We start from the raw sequence: 14,344 nt of genomic DNA, 5'->3' as shown, positions 1-14,344 counted from the left end.
AATGACATGGCCCAGGATTCCGAAGGCGCGAGCCGCCGCGGCCTGTTGCGCGCGGGCGGGCTGACCGCCGCCGGCCTTGCCCTGGGCGCCGCCGGCGCGCCGGGCTACCCGCCGGCGACGGAGACCGATCTCGGCGGCGTGCAGGACGGCCGCGTGCGCTTTCCCAACTGGCGCGGCGAGGCGGAGCCACCCCCGGCGCCGACCCCGAACCCGCTGCCGCCCGGCGAGCGCGTGGGATACGCGATCATCGGCCTCGGCCGCATCAGCGTGGAGGAGACGCTGCCGGCTTTTGGCGAGGCGAAGATGGCCCGCCCCGTGGCGCTGGTGACGGGCAGCCCGGAGAAGGGCCGCGCCGTGGCCCGCCGCTACGGCATCCCCGAGAGCGCCGTCCATTCCTACCAGGACCTGGAGAAGCTGCGGGACAACCCGGCGGTGCAGGCCGTCTATATCGGCCTGCCCAATGCCCTGCACCGCGAGTACGTGGAGCGATGCGCCGGGATCGGCAAGCACGTGCTCTGCGAGAAGCCCATGGCCACCTCGCCGGAGGACGCGGCCGCGATGGTGGCGGCCTGCGCACGGGCGCGGGTCAGGCTGATGATCGCCTATCGCTGCCAGTACGAGCCCTTCAACCGCGAGGCCATCCGCATCGCCCGCAGCGGGGAACTGGGCAAGCTGCGCTCCATCGAGGCGGTGAACGTGCAATCCTCCGGCACGGTGGACCAGTGGCGCTTCAGCCATGCGCTGGCCGGTGGCGGCGCGCTGCCGGATATCGGCCTCTACTGCCTCAACGCGACGCGCTACATCACGGGAGAGGAGCCGAACGACGTCTTCGCGCGCATCTATTCCCCGCCCGTCGACGCGCGCTGGAAGGAGATCGAGGAGAGCGTCTCCTTCATGCTGCGCTTCCCCTCTGGCGTGATCGCGAACTGCCTCGCCTCCTACGACAGCTTCAACGACAAGAGCATGACCCTGCACTTCGAGAAGGGGACGGTGGAGATGCCGGACGCCTTCTCCTATCACGGCCAGCAGATGTACGTGTCCCGCCGGGAAGGCGGGGTGGCCGTGCGGGAGCAGAAGCGCATCGAGCCGAAAAACCAGTTCGCGCTGGAGCTGGACCACTTCGCGCAATGCCTGAAGGAGAACCGCCAGCCCCACACTCCCGGTGAGGAGGGCGCGCATGACCAGGCGCTGATGGCTGCCATATACCGCTCCGCCGCTGAAGGCCGCCCGGTGGACCTGCCGAAGCCCCCCGGCCCCACCCGCGGGCCGGAGCCGGTCCAGGCCGGGTGAGGGGGCTGACGCCTTGACGACGCGCGCGCCGGGCGGGCAGAAATCGCCGCCCGGCGCTGCCTGTGCCGGCCGCAAGCGTTAGCGTCATCCAACGCGCCCCCGGGCCGCTAACGGCCCTGAACGAGGCGCATCGCGCATGAATTCCGAATCTGTCCCCGCGTGGCGGCTCTGGCCCTTCGTGGCCATCGTGCTGACCGGCTTCCTGGCCATAGCACTGCCGCTGCCCGTCTTCTCCCTTCGCGTCCACAACGAGCTGGGCTTCAGCCTCGTCACCGCCGGCTGGGTGGCGGGGATCCAGTCCCTTGCCACCATCCTCACCCGCCAATGGGCGGGTTCCATGATCGACCGGCGCGGCCCGCGCTGGGGCGCGCTGGCGGGGCTGCCGCTGGCCGTCCTCTCGGGCCTTACCTACCTCGCCTCAACCCTCATCGCCGATCCGCAGGTCTCACTCGCCGTCCTCATCATCGGGCGGCTGATCATGGGGCCTGCGGAGAGCCTTTTCCTCACGGGCGCCATGACCTGGGGCATCCTCACCCTCGGCCCGCGGCGCACGGGGGTGGTGATGACCTGGCAAGGCATCGCCATGTTCGTGGCGATCGGCCTCGGGGCGCCGATCGGGCTCTTCTTCATGGCGCAGGGCGGCTTCGTTGCCGTCGCCCTGGTCACTGCCGCCCTGCCCTTGGCCGGGCTTGCCATCGCGCTCTCCCGGCCGGCCATCGCTCCTGTCGCGCGCGGCGGGCGCACCTCCTTCATCGGGATGATCGGGCTGGTCTGGAGGGAGGGGCTCGCGCTCTGCCTGGGCATTGCCCCCCAGGCCGTGCTCGCCAGCTTCGTCGCCCTCTACTTCGCCAGCCGTGGCTGGGAAGGGGCGGGGCTCACCCTCACCGGCTTCGGGATCGGCTTCATCGCCGTCCGCGCCTTCCTGTCCCACATGCCGGACCGGGTTGGCGGGGCGAAGGTGGCGATCGTCTCGCTGGTGGTGGAGGCCTTCGGCCAGGCGCTGCTCTGGACCGCGCCGAACGTGACGATGGCCCTCTTGGGCGCCACCCTCACCGGCGCTGGCTTCTCGCTCATCTACCCCGCCCTCGGCGTGGAGGTGGTGCGGCGCGTGCCGGAGGCCAGCCGGGGCCTCGCCATCGCCAGCTTCAGCGCGTTCCTCGACATTGCCGTCGGCCTTGCAGGCCCTCTGGCGGGGCTGATCGTGGGGATCGGCGGCTACCCCGCCGTATTCCTGGCGGGGGCGATCGGCTGCCTGATCGGACCGCTCCTCCTGATCCGCCGGAGGCCGCAGAGCACGGCGTAAGCAAGCAGAAGGGGCGGCGGATCACTCCGCCGCCCCTTCTCGCTCCGGCCTTGATGCCGCCTCTCAGTCCACCGCGAGCCGGCGCTCGACGATCTGCCGCTTCATGTTCTTCTGCAGCTTCTCGAAGGCGCGCACCTCGATCTGGCGCACCCGCTCGCGCGAGATGTTGTACTGTTGGGAGAGTTCCTCCAGCGTCGTCGGCTCGTCCTTCAGCCGCCGCTCGATCAGGATGTGGCGCTCCCGGTCGTTGAGCGACTGCAGCGCGGAGTTGAGCAGGTCGCGCCGGTTGGTCATGTCCTCCCGGTCGGCGAGCTCCTCCTCCTGGCTCTCGCTATCGTCCACCAGCCAGTCCTGCCACTCGCCCTCACTGTCGGAGCGGATGGGCGCGTTCAGGCTGTTGTCCGGGCTGGCCAGGCGGCGGTTCATGGAGACCACGTCCTGCTCCGGCACCTGGAGCACGCGGGCGATCTTCTCCACCTGCTCCGGCTTCAGGTCGCCCTCCTCGAGGGCGGCCATCTGGCCCTTCAGGCGGCGCAGATTGAAGAACAGCTTCTTCTGCGCGGCCGTGGTGCCCATCTTCACCAGCGACCAGGAGTGCAGGATGTACTCCTGGATCGCGGCGCGGATCCACCACATGGCGTAGGTGGCCAGACGGAAGCCGCGGTCCGGATCGAACCGCTTCACCGCCTGCATCATGCCGACATTGCCCTCGGAGATCAGCTCACCCACCGGCAGGCCGTAGCCGCGGTAGCCCATGGCGATCTTCGCAACGAGGCGGAGGTGCGAGGTGACGAGCTTGTGCGCCGCGCCCTCGTCCTGGCTATCGCGCCAGCGCTTGGCGAGGTTCAGCTCCTCCTCGGGAGCGAGCATTGGGAACTTACGGATCTCCTGCAGGTAGCGGGAGAGGTTGCCCTCGGGGGCAATCGGGATCATCGCAGTGGAAGCCATAGAAGCAATTGCCTCCTAAACCGGCCGGGCAGCCCCCGGGAAGCGGCGGGCGCGCGGACGGCAAAGTCGTCGGCACGGAACATCCGTACCTCTCTTCCGCGCACCGGGCCCTTGAGCCCTGAAGAACGCCCGCCACCCCCGATGTTTTCCGTCCGATTTTGCGGACGCGAAGCGAGAGTGGGCCGACTTCCTTACGGTGCCCTGACGCGGCACCCGGCCAGCTGAAGCTGACGAGCTTGTAATCTATTCCCGCCCTGTTCGCAAGCTAAACTAGACCGTCCAGGTCAGGTTAAGCCCGGGGGTCACGCAGCTGTGTCCAGGGCCGCCACCAGCGCGGCCATGTCCGGGGGAAGCGGGGAGGAGAAGGACAGGGGCACCCCCGTCACGGGATGCCGGAAGCCCAGGGATTGGGCATGCAGGGCCTGCCGGGGGAAGGCCATCAGGGCCTCACGCGCCTCCTCCGCGAGGCTCCGCGACACGGCCGGGACGCGCCGGCAGTAGACCGGATCGCCCACCAGCGGGTGGCCGATATGCGCCAGGTGCACGCGGATCTGGTGGGTGCGCCCGGTCGCCAGCTTGCAGCGGACCAGGGCGCAGGCCGTGCCCCAGGCCCGCTCCGTCACGTAGTGGGTCAGGGCATGCTTGCCCCCGCGGGTCACCACGGCCATCCGCTTGCGATCCGCCGGGTGGCGCCCGACGGCGGCTTCCACGCTGCCGGAGGCGGGGGAGGGGACGCCCCAGGCCAGGGCCAGATAGCTCCGGTCCAGGTCCCGCTCCGCGAAGGCGGTGGAAAGAGCGTGATGGGCGACCTCGGACTTGGCCACCACCATCACCCCGCTTGTGTCCTTGTCCAGCCGGTGGACGATTCCCGGCCGCTTCTCCCCCCCGATGCCGGACAGTTCCTCCCCGGCATGGGCGAGGATGGCGTTCACCAACGTGCCGTCGGGGTTGCCCGGTGCGGGGTGGACCACCAGCCCCGCCGGCTTGTCGAGCACGATCAGGTCCCGATCCTCGTAGAGGATCGTCAGGTCCATGGCCTGGGGCAGAGGTGTGGCGGCATCGGGCGGCGGCACGGTCAGGGAGTAGACCGCACCAGGCCGCACCGATTCCGAGGGGTCGCGTGTCACCGCCCCGTCCCGCGCCGCGTGCCCGCTCTCCATCAGCGCCTTGACGCGGGAGCGGGAGAGACCGCCCATGCCGGCGAAGGCCCTGTCCAGCCGATCCCCCGCCTGTTCGGCGGTGGCGGTGAAGGAGAGGATCCCTGGCCCGTTCTCGCCGGGTCCATCATCGGAGGTGTCGTTGCGCGCGCTCAAGATTCTCGTCGCTGTCATGGGGGTGCTGATCATCGGCGGCACCGTGACGCTGGTTGTGATGATCGTGCAGCGCGCCGGCAAGGCCGTTCCTGCCGCGCCGGCGGCCGCCGCCGCCGATCTTTCGCTCCGCCAGCCTCCTGGGACCCGGATTGCCGGCATCGCGCCCGGCGCGGAAGGCCGGCTGGCGGTGTGGGTGCAGAGGCCGGACGGGGAGCGGCTGGTGATCCTGGACACGCGCGGGGGCACGGTGCTGGGCGAGATCCGCGTCGGGGAGTGAGGCGGTGCACCGCAAGCCGCACCTGCCGGAGAAGCCTTGCGCCACCTGCGGCCGGCCCTTCACCTGGCGGAAGAAGTGGGCGCGGGACTGGGAAGCCGTGCGGCACTGCTCCGATGCCTGCCGGCGGGCACGGCGGACTGAGGAAAAAAAGAGCGAAAAATCCGTCCCCGACCGGCTTGCCCGCCCTGCGCATCGCGGATAGAAGGCGCCTCCCGACGGCCAATGTCCCCATCGTCTAGAGGCCTAGGACACCGCCCTCTCACGGCGGTAACAGGGGTTCGAATCCCCTTGGGGACGCCATCCGGCGTTGGTTTTGCAGGGTTGTATGGTCAGTGCGGACCAGCACCCCACAATCCCCCTCACACTCAGTTCCGAACGCTGGCGAATGCTGCTGCTGAAAAGCAGTGCTGTCGTGGTTGGTTCAGGCTTCAGCATCCCCCATTCTAATGAATGGCTCGCAGCGCCGTATCGGACCTCAAAAGACGATCAGACCGTCGTTTTCAGCCTGCCCCTCTGGTTTTCGGTCGGTTGGCCAGGCCCCGGGTTATTCTCCGGCCGGGTACGACTGAACCATTCCTCATCCATGGACTGAACCTGAGCCGACTGTTTCTGATGGGCGGACTGGCAACGGTGGTGCTGGCGCCAGCGACTTGCCCTGGCAGACCCGTGGAAAGACGAGAGTGGTAACGGGCGCCGTGGGCGTCACGAGAACCGTGAGGAGCGGAGATGGTCGGAGCGGGATCGCCGGGAACGCGATCGCCGTGGCGACCATGATCGTGGCCGGCATGCTGACTACGAGAGGCGCAGAGCCTATGAGCAGGGCCGCCGCGATGCATACCGGGATGAGAGCCGCCAGGGGCCGGGCGAAATCCTAGGCCAGATCGTCGGATGGTAGTTCCGATAGTGGCGGCGCGGACCGGCTAGCATGAGCCACAGGCGCCCCGGGCATCTTATCACCTCGGGGCGCTTGGCTTTGCAGGGGGGCGGCAAGCCTAGCCATGGCAGGACTTGGCCTTCACGCGCTCATGGGTCCCCTGCCGATTCAATGCTGAAGGCGGAGTGAGCAGCTAAGGCTCGCCCTCCCGCGCCAGAAACTGCAGCAGCGACAGGATGCCTGAGGCGGAAACGGAGGGTTGGGTCAGATCGGATCCCGGCGGCCTTGCCGACAACGGAATGCGCCGCTGACGCTCTTCGTCCACGAACGCCATGGACCAATCGCCGAAGGTGCGGGCATTCACCGGCTCAAACTGCAGGAGGGTGCAGAAGCGGTGCCTCGGATCGCAGGCGATTCTGCCGTACAGGACGCGCAAGGCCTCCCGTTCCCCTTCGAGAACCTGGGCGAACTGGCTGTTACTCGCCATCAGGGCGCCAGTCACTCCGTAGACCGGGTTCAGTGTCCGGGAATGTTCGAGGATGCTCAGGATGTCCTCGTTGAACGGGTGCCCTGCCGTAGCAATGTTGGATGTACTTTTGTAAATGAGTCGAAACAAGCGTGGTTCTTGGGCAGACAAGCTAACTCCTTGGCTCGGCCTGCGGTCCCGAGCGTCCCGTCGTTGTGCAAACAATTAAACAACGGGTAATCGTTGATGCCCAGCGGGCAACGCGCAATTTTCGTGACTTCCCTGATGCGAGCAGGACCTTTGTATCCGCATCAGATACATCGGGCATGGCCGGCTTGAGCCTTAACTCATGGGAGGAGGCAAGAAGACCGACTGTCAGCGCAAACGGCAATCTATCGAACGCGTGCACGTCGAGCTCCCCCCGTGTGCCGTTCGCTGTTGCCGAGAGGGTACTCGGATCGGCCGCCTCTCCGAACTTCTGAAAACCGAAAGGCGCAGCCTAACGACGGTGGCTGGCGCTGGCTGCCAGTTCTCCCCATTCAGACTCGGTCACGCGCTGCTTCGGCGCCTCGCGTCGCGTGCCCAGTTCGCCGCGTCCTGCGCCAGCCTATGAGGCTCGTCGGCCCCACAAGCAGGTCCTGCGAGCCAGGCCGTATCGGTCGGTTGCCGCCGCGGCCAAGTCAGTGGCAACCCACCCCGGGAAGCGGTGCCCCGCCACGCCGCCAGTCACGGTCATGACATGTCCGAATGCCGCTTGCGGTCTGAGGAGCGGTGCTGGCCCGAGGTGAAAACCGGCAAAGCGTCCGATCGGCCGGCAAGCCATGCGCAGCAGGCTCAGTTCAGGCCGCCCCGCATGCTCGGAACCGCCGTTTGCGGTAAGATCAAAATGTGATACGGCGATCACCTAACGTCACGCGCGGCCATACCTTGCTCCCACCTATCGGGGGTTTCTGAAGCATGGCGGATCGTGAGGAGGCTTTGATGTCCGGCTCTGCATTTTACTTCGGCATACCGCTGCTTTCCAAACAAGTGAGCCCGAACTGGGAACTGACATGCTCCCTGGTAAGCAGGACCGTTGAAAGCTGCCTGTTGAATGAGGATGCTGATGTCAGGGTGGTGATCGCTTGCCATGAGGTTCCGGAACTAAAGCTTTCTTCCGACAATCTGCTCGAGAAAGTCACCTTTCTGCAATCCGATACCCCGCCGCCCGCGAACGACGCGAGCAAGATGGAGCGGCGTCAGGACAAGCATCGAAAGATGGGCGCCCTGGTGGAGCACGCCTCGAAGGACGGCAGCTGCCACCTCTTCGTGCTGGATGCCGACGACGTCGTGAGCAACTCGATCGTGTCCCACATCAGGTCAAAGGGGAACACATCCATCATTTTCCGCGTAGGCTACGTGTTCAACGAGAAGACGCAGGAAATCTATCTGCGGGAGCGGTTCGATCAGTTCTGCGGCAGTGCCTGCGCTCTCTTTTTCGGCGCGAATGGCAAGGGTGGAACCAACCTGGACGGGGACGGTCTTTCAAAGGTCCCGATGAGCCATAAGCTCTGGCAGAAGCTTATCGAGCGGTTCGGCGGAGCCTGGCAGAAGTCCCGGGAACCGCACGTCGTCTATATCAAGAATCACGGCTCCAACCTGAGCTTCCTCGGAGACGACGGCGTGTTCGACCCGAGCCGGCCGCTACGGTTCGAAGCCCAGTTTTCTGAGGAACGGATTGAGGAGACTGCCGAGAAAGTCGAGCTGAGTGAGATTGCAAAGGTCTTTCCGCTGCTCCGCATTCAGCGCTGACACGAGCCAGACAGAGGAGATAATCGATGGGAGTTGACGATTTCAAAAAGTCGAAACCTCTGTCTCTGGAGGCTGAAGTTAGTGTTATCAAGAAATCAAAGCAGATGCATCCCAAGTGGTATCTGGCCGAGTACCCGGACGTCCAGCTCGCGGGAATGGACCCGTTCGAGCATTACCTTCTTTACGGTGCGAGGATGGGCCGGCGCCCTCGGAACGGATTTGATACAAACTTCTATCTTGACAGATACCCGGACGTCCGGGATTCCGGCCTGAATCCTCTTATCCACTATATCTTGCATGGAAAGAACGAAGGCCGGCTTCAATGTCTGGAAGACCTTCAGCAGCGCAGGGAGAGGGCGCGCCAGAGGGTATCCCAGATCGCGCTGAAAATGTACCCCTGCGGGTTCGTAGACCTGCCAATCGACGAGTTGACAAAACTTTCTCAGAGCATCCAGCCGGTCGAGCGCTTCCTGGCGGCCAAGACGCTGCTACTCTGGCATTACAGAAGACGCTCTCCTTCCGATTTTGAGCAGGCCTACCGGCTATCTGAGGTTTGCCTTTCGACAGCCCAGGACGATGTTGAATTCACCCAGGCCCTCACGCTGCAGAGCCTGTGCCTTCACGGACTGAACCACAAATCGGACGGAATAGCTCTCCGCCCGGAGAGGCGGGCGACCGCGAACAACACCGATTTCCTCCTGGCGCAAGCCAATTTTGCAACGGACAACGGAGAGCGTCTCGCCCTCATCAACACTGCCCTGGAGGAGACCGGCATACCGCCGGTCAGGCTTGATGAGTCGCTTTCCACGGAGCTGTACGATCAGTTGACCGGCACAAGTACCGCTTCGGGAAATGATGAGTCCGAGCCACTTATCTCCGTCATCATCGCCGCGTACAATGCCGAGCGTACTATTCCGACAACGCTGCGTTCACTGCTCCTGCAGAGTTGGCGCAAGCTCGAAATCCTCGTCATTGACGATTGCAGTACCGACCAGACACGCGCGGTCGTTCGGAGAATCGCGAAAAGCGACGATCGCGTTCGCCTCATCAAAATGGAAAAGAACGGCGGCGCCTATGTCGCACGCAACCGGGGATTGGACGAGGCCAGTGGCGCCATTGCCACCATCCATGATGCCGATGATTGGTCCCACCCGATCAAGCTGCGAACCCAGGCCGAATTTCTCCTGGCGAATGAAGCCATGCTTGCGTGCACCTCCAAGCAGGCAAGGGCAACGGTGGACCTGATTTTTGAGCGCCCGAATCAGAATGGCGATCTGACGACGCTCAACACGTCCTCCCTCATGTTCCGGGCCGCTGCGGTCAGGGACAAGCTGGGATACTGGGATACTGTCCGCTTCGGGGCGGACACCGAGATGCTGAAGCGCATCCAGACCCTGGCACCCAAGACCGGCCTTGGAATGATGAAAACGGGCCCTCTCTCGTTTCAGCGCATATCGTCATCCAGTATCGTGGCCAACGAATTCTTCGGCATTGAAGGAGCGCATTTCGGAGCCAGGTACGCGTATCTGGATTCCTACACTTCGGTGCACGAGGATCCACAGAAGCTCCGATATGGGAAGGATCACTCTAAGCGGTCGTTCCCGGCACCCTATCCAATGCTGCCGCAAAGAAAGCTTCCTTTGAAGCCGAGGCATTTCGACGTCATCATCGCCTCGGATTTCCGTATGACGGGTGGCAGCACACGTTCGAGCATCGAAGAGCTCCTCTGTCAGAATAAGTTTGGCCTGAATACCGCGATCATGCAGATGTTCCGCTACGATATCGACCCGAGAAGGAACTTCCTCAACGTCTTCCGGGAAAAGATGGATGTCAGCGAACTGAACTGCCTGGTCTATGGTGAGGAAGCGTCCTGTGATCTCCTGATTGTTCGCTATCCACCGGTGTTGCAGCACTTTCAACGATTCCTGCCGAAGGTGAATGCTTCCAAGGTGAACGTGATCGTCAACCAAACCCCTCTTAGCGATTACTCCGGAGAGGGAGATGTTCGGTTCACGATGCGTGAAGCCGCGGAGAACTGCCGGCGCTTTTTCGGCAAGGACGCGGAATGGTACCCGATCGGTCCACTCGTTCGGGACGCTTTGAACGACCATCACAGTCACGAATTGGACCACATCAAACTCTCACCGGATGATTGGTACAACATCATCGACTTCGGTGGCTGGTTCCGTGGACCGAGGACGCGGAGTGCGAAGGATCGCCTCCGGATCGGGCGGCATTCGCGGGACAATATGGTCAAGTGGCCGAATACCCGGGAATTGGTCTTGCTGACCTATCCCGAGAGCGACGATGTGGAGGTTCACGTACTCGGCGGCGCTTCGACACCGGCGTCCCTCATTGGCCACGTCCCTCAGAACTGGACGGTCTATGACTTCGGGGCGCGCTCCCCGCGCGCATTCCTCGCGGAGGTCGATGTCTTCGTTTATTTCACCCACCCAGACTGGATCGAGTCCTTCGGTCGGTCGATCATCGAGGCAATGGCGGTCGGTGTGCCTGTCATCCTGCCCCCGGTTTACAGGCCCTTGTTCCAGGACGCGGCGATCTATGCGGAACCGGAAGAAGTCGTCGGTCTTGCGAAGGCGCTGCACGCCAATGATGAAGCCTATGCAGCGCAAGTGAACCGAGCCCTGAATTATGTCAGCAGCAACTTCAGCTACGAGCTGCACATGTCGCGCTTGGCGGATGCGGGGGTTCACAATGCGCAGGATTGGGCTGTTCGAAAATCTTAAGGGCAACCGCCGCCGGTAAGTGGTGCCGGCGGGTCGGTCAGCTCGTGCTAGGTTTACCGCTTCCCAAGGATTTCCGTCCGAGATCGCATACGTAAATCAGATTGGTACCGGCTGTTTCTGCAGCGCCAGGATGGCGCGGGCCAGAAGCCAGTCGGCACCTAACTGCCCTTGATGAAGACGGCGCGCACGAAACTCAGAATCACGGCGGTGAATTGCGCTGATGGGCGAGGAAAGCGGACCCTCCCGGCGGCAATTCGGCCAAATTCGCCGACAAGGGACGGGTCAACCTTCAGCCTTCACCGGCTCGGGCGGGCCGATCCCCCTTTTCGGGAAGTGGCACCTTGATGCATTACGAAACAACGCCGCTGTTCTCGGGATCTGCCCACTGGGTTAGGTTGTGAGACATGTCGTCGCCAAGTCACATCGCAGCAATCCGATTTGGACTCGGCGCTCGTCCCGATTTTGAGATGGCGGGAAGCACACGAGACTGGCTGCTAGCCCAGCTTGACGCTCCGCCGGACCCGCCACAACCGCTGAAAGGGTCGGAAGCCGAGCCCAAGCTGGACGGTTTGCTCGCAATCCTTTCGACCTCGGGCGGTCCCTCCGTTCCTGGTGAAGCACCGTCCCTCCCCAGGCGGCAGATCCCCGATGCGGAAGTGCTGGCCTATCTCGCCCGCCTGATCGTCACCCCCACCCCGTTCCGGGAGCGTCTGGTCGCATTCTGGGCAAACCACTTCACGATCAGCCTGCGTGGTGGCCGCACGGTGGCCGTGCTGGCGGGAGATTACGTTCGGACTGCTATTCGGCCGCATGTCACGGGCCGGTTCGTCGATCTCTTGCGTGCCGCGGTCCTTCATCCCGCCATGCTGGCCTATCTCAACCAGGCCGCATCCGTGGGGCCGAACAGTCCCGTCGGCCTCAGCCGCAAGGTTGGGCTGAACGAGAACCTAGCGCGTGAAATCCTGGAACTGCACACTCTCACCCCCGCGGCGGGCTACACCCAGGCGGACGTGACCGAATTCGCGCGCCTGCTCACCGGCCTCACGGTCCAAACGAGGCAGGAACCGCGCGGCACCATCTTCCGGGCGGCCCGTCACGAGCCGGGCACCCGCACCATTCTCGGGAAGACGTTTGTAGAAGGCGCGGCCTCAATCGACGCCGCATTCGAGTGGCTGGCGAACCATCCCTCCACCCAGCGTCACGTCGCGCTGAAGCTCGCGCGGCATTTTGTCGCTGATGAGCCGCCGACGCCTGTCGTGGACCGCCTGGCGAGGCTGCTGCGAGCGACGGGCGGCGATCTCGGCGCCGTTACTCGAGAGTTGGTGGCCCTGCCTGAGGCGTGGGATCGCTCCCTGTCCAAGCTGCGCTCCCCGCTGGATATTTCGATCGCGTGGCTGCGGGCGCTCGGCGCCGGTGCCGAGGCGGCCAAAACGGCCTCGGACACCTCTCAGGCGCTGGGGCAGGGCGTCTGGAATGCCGTCGGTCCGAACGGCTGGCCGGATAAGGCCGAGGGCTGGGCGAGCCCCGAGGGCCTGCTGCTCCGCCTGGACTGGGCCTACGACCTGGCCGGCCGCTTCTCCCGGACTGATGCGCGGCAGGCGCTCGACGTCACTCTCGGCCCGCTCGCCTCCGCATCGACGCGTGAAGCCGTGTTGCGCGCAGGCTCCAATCGCGAGGCGCTCACCTTCCTTCTCGGCAGCCCGGAGTTCCAGCGGCGATGAGGCACCACTCTCCCGGGATCGGCCGGCGCGGCTTCCTGCTCGGCCTCGCGACGGCAGCGGTGTTCGGCAATTCCCGCCTGGCTTTCGCCGCAGGGCCGGGTGGGGGGCAGCGCTTCGTCGTTGTTCTGCTGCGCGGTGCGCTGGATGGCCTCTCGGCGGTCCAACCATACGGCGATCCGGCCCTGGCTGGCCTACGCGGGTCGCTCGCCTCGCCGGAGCCGGGTGCCGCAGGCGGGCTGCTCGATCTCGGCGGCTTTTTCGGGCTGCATCCACGCCTCACGAAGATGCACGCCATGTTCACGAGCGGTCAGCTCATGCCGCTGCATGCCGTTTGCGGTCCCACTCGTTCCCGCAGCCATTTCGAGGCGCAGGATATGCTGGAGAGCGGGGCGGAGCAGCGCATGGCCTCGGGCTGGCTGAACCGGGCTCTGGCAAGCCGGCCCGCCCAGATGAACGCGCGGAACAGGGAGGCCTTCGCGATCGGCGCGGATCTGCCGCTGATCCTGCGCGGTGCCGAGCCGGTCGGGATGTATACCCCCTCTCGTACGGATCGCCCCCCGAACGACGTCTACAGCCAGCTGATGGAGCTGAACCACGCCGACCCTTTGATCGGCCCGGCCCTGGCCGAGGGATTGCGGGCGCGCGGCTTCACCGCCGGCGTGGTGCCCCGCAACGAGCAGCGCGGCGGCTTTGCCGAGCTGGCGAGCGCCGCCGGACGCCTCATGGCGGCCCAGGATGGTCCACGCGTGGCCGCAATGGAAATCGGCGGCTGGGATACGCACCAGAACCAGGCCAATCGTCTGGTGCCCATTCTCGCTCAGCTGGATGATGGGCTGGACGCGCTGCGTCTGAGCCTGGGAGCGGCCTGGTCGACCACGGTCGTCCTGGTCATGACGGAATTCGGCCGCACCGTGCGCGTGAATGGCAGCAACGGCACGGACCACGGAACGGGCAGTGCCGCTTTCCTGCTGGGCGGCGCGGTGTCGGGGGGGCGGGTCTTGGCGGACTGGCCGGGTCTGGGCCCGGACAAGCTACTAGAGCAGCGTGACCTCCAGCCGACTCTCGATCTTCGGTCGGTGGCGAAGGGACTGCTGTCGAGCCACCTTCAACTGCCTGATCCCGCGATCGCCGTTGCCTTCCCGAACAGTGAGGCGATCAAGCCGAAGGGTGGGTTGCTCGTAACCTGAAGAGGCGAGGGACGCTCCTGAACTCGACGTGCTCGGTATGGGACCCGCGAAGGTGTTGGTGACCTAGCCGCTCGCCACACCGGATCGGCCATCCGGCGAACGGGGCAATCGGGAATGGCCGCGCAGGGCGGGGCCGCGGTCCACCGGCGCCTCATGCCCATCCATCGACGCACCACGAACCGATGGTGCAATTGGCCGTCGTCCAGCTGCTCCATCGGCTGCCGCTCCGAGCGCGCGGCGTTGGTGGTTCGAGCCGCTCGAATTCAGGAGCGGCGCTCCAGACCCCATTCACCATTGCTCCTCAGCGCTGGCCTGGCTGGTGCTTTTCTTACTGTCGTCCGATGGAGCTGTACTGGAAGCCGCACTCGCGGAAGGCCTCGGGGTCCCATGCGTTGCGGAGGTCGAGGACGACGTTGCCCTTCATGGC

The 14,344-nt window shown here is 65.0% G+C and carries 11 protein-coding genes and 1 tRNA gene; 9 read left to right on the top strand and 3 right to left on the bottom strand.

Features of this window, described 5'->3' with window-relative positions; translation table 11 throughout:
• Positions 1–6 precede the first annotated feature (6 nt).
• The gene (locus J5Y10_RS24440; RefSeq protein ID WP_209376748.1) at positions 7–1,290 is read left to right on the top strand and encodes a Gfo/Idh/MocA family protein; all 1,284 of its coding nucleotides are present in this window, start codon (positions 7–9) and stop codon (positions 1,288–1,290) included.
• A gap of 136 nt (positions 1,291–1,426) precedes the next feature.
• Complete coding sequence (locus tag J5Y10_RS24435; protein ID WP_209376747.1) at positions 1,427–2,593, top strand: MFS transporter; 1,167 nt, start codon at positions 1,427–1,429, stop codon at positions 2,591–2,593.
• A 63-nt stretch (positions 2,594–2,656) separates the two neighbouring features.
• Here J5Y10_RS24435 and rpoH read toward each other — a convergent pair whose 3' ends face one another.
• Positions 2,657–3,541, bottom strand: coding sequence for an RNA polymerase sigma factor RpoH (gene rpoH, locus J5Y10_RS24430; RefSeq protein WP_209376746.1), 885 nt, complete (start codon positions 3,539–3,541; stop codon positions 2,657–2,659).
• A 302-nt stretch (positions 3,542–3,843) separates the two neighbouring features.
• Positions 3,844–4,854: an RluA family pseudouridine synthase gene (locus tag J5Y10_RS24425; RefSeq protein WP_280855978.1), complete on the bottom strand. Its 1,011-nt coding sequence runs from the start codon at positions 4,852–4,854 to the stop codon at positions 3,844–3,846.
• Between J5Y10_RS24425 and J5Y10_RS24420 the strand changes: the two genes are divergently transcribed.
• The 3 genes from J5Y10_RS24420 (at position 4,841) to J5Y10_RS24410 (ending at position 5,431) form a co-directional block, all read left to right on the top strand.
• Positions 4,841–5,131 (top strand): DUF6476 family protein, encoded by a 291-nt coding sequence (locus tag J5Y10_RS24420; RefSeq protein WP_245215058.1) that lies wholly within the window; start codon positions 4,841–4,843, stop codon positions 5,129–5,131. The genes J5Y10_RS24425 and J5Y10_RS24420 overlap by 14 nt on opposite strands.
• Before the next feature lie 4 nt (positions 5,132–5,135).
• On the top strand, positions 5,136–5,333 hold the full coding sequence (locus J5Y10_RS24415) for a DUF2256 domain-containing protein (protein WP_209376744.1): 198 nt from the start codon (positions 5,136–5,138) through the stop codon (positions 5,331–5,333).
• A gap of 22 nt (positions 5,334–5,355) precedes the next feature.
• A tRNA-Glu gene (locus tag J5Y10_RS24410) sits at positions 5,356–5,431 on the top strand.
• 767 nt (positions 5,432–6,198) lie between these two features.
• Here the strand turns inward: J5Y10_RS24410 and J5Y10_RS24405 are convergent.
• A complete protein-coding gene (locus J5Y10_RS24405; RefSeq protein WP_209376743.1) occupies positions 6,199–6,621 on the bottom strand; it encodes a BLUF domain-containing protein in 423 nt (140 codons plus the stop codon).
• 831 nt (positions 6,622–7,452) lie between these two features.
• Between J5Y10_RS24405 and J5Y10_RS24400 the strand changes: the two genes are divergently transcribed.
• The 4 genes from J5Y10_RS24400 to J5Y10_RS24385 all read left to right on the top strand — a co-directional run bounded on the left by J5Y10_RS24400 (position 7,453) and on the right by J5Y10_RS24385 (position 13,917).
• Entirely contained in the window at positions 7,453–8,262 is an 810-nt protein-coding gene (locus J5Y10_RS24400; protein WP_209376742.1) for a hypothetical protein, read from the top strand.
• 26 nt (positions 8,263–8,288) lie between these two features.
• Positions 8,289–11,009 carry a glycosyltransferase gene (locus tag J5Y10_RS24395; protein WP_209376741.1) on the top strand — a complete coding sequence of 907 codons (2,721 nt, stop codon included), beginning with the start codon at positions 8,289–8,291 and terminating at the stop codon, positions 11,007–11,009.
• Positions 11,010–11,476: 467 nt separating this feature from the next.
• Entirely contained in the window at positions 11,477–12,730 is a 1,254-nt protein-coding gene (locus J5Y10_RS24390; RefSeq protein WP_245215057.1) for a DUF1800 domain-containing protein, read from the top strand.
• Positions 12,727–13,917, top strand: a complete 1,191-nt coding sequence (locus J5Y10_RS24385; protein ID WP_209376739.1) for a DUF1501 domain-containing protein — start codon at positions 12,727–12,729, stop codon at positions 13,915–13,917. Before J5Y10_RS24390 ends, J5Y10_RS24385 begins: the two co-directional genes overlap by 4 nt.
• Positions 13,918–14,344 lie beyond the last annotated feature (427 nt).

The organism is Roseomonas indoligenes (genome assembly GCF_017813365.1).
GTDB classification, from domain to species: domain Bacteria; phylum Pseudomonadota; class Alphaproteobacteria; order Acetobacterales; family Acetobacteraceae; genus Roseomonas; species Roseomonas indoligenes.
The sequence above is the reverse complement of the archived record's forward strand: the minus strand, read 5'-3'. Positions and strand labels throughout refer to the sequence as shown.

Coding starts and splice junctions, on each gene's coding strand:
- J5Y10_RS24390 (WP_245215057.1), top strand. CDS start 11,477: ATGGCGGGAAGCACACGAGACTGGCTGCTAGCCCAGCTTGACGCTCCG.
- J5Y10_RS24385 (WP_209376739.1), top strand. CDS start 12,727: ATGAGGCACCACTCTCCCGGGATCGGCCGGCGCGGCTTCCTGCTCGGC.
- J5Y10_RS24395 (WP_209376741.1), top strand. CDS start 8,289: ATGGGAGTTGACGATTTCAAAAAGTCGAAACCTCTGTCTCTGGAGGCT.
- J5Y10_RS24440 (WP_209376748.1), top strand. CDS start 7: ATGGCCCAGGATTCCGAAGGCGCGAGCCGCCGCGGCCTGTTGCGCGCG.
- rpoH (WP_209376746.1), bottom strand. CDS start 3,541: ATGGCTTCCACTGCGATGATCCCGATTGCCCCCGAGGGCAACCTCTCC.
- J5Y10_RS24435 (WP_209376747.1), top strand. CDS start 1,427: ATGAATTCCGAATCTGTCCCCGCGTGGCGGCTCTGGCCCTTCGTGGCC.
- J5Y10_RS24400 (WP_209376742.1), top strand. CDS start 7,453: ATGTCCGGCTCTGCATTTTACTTCGGCATACCGCTGCTTTCCAAACAA.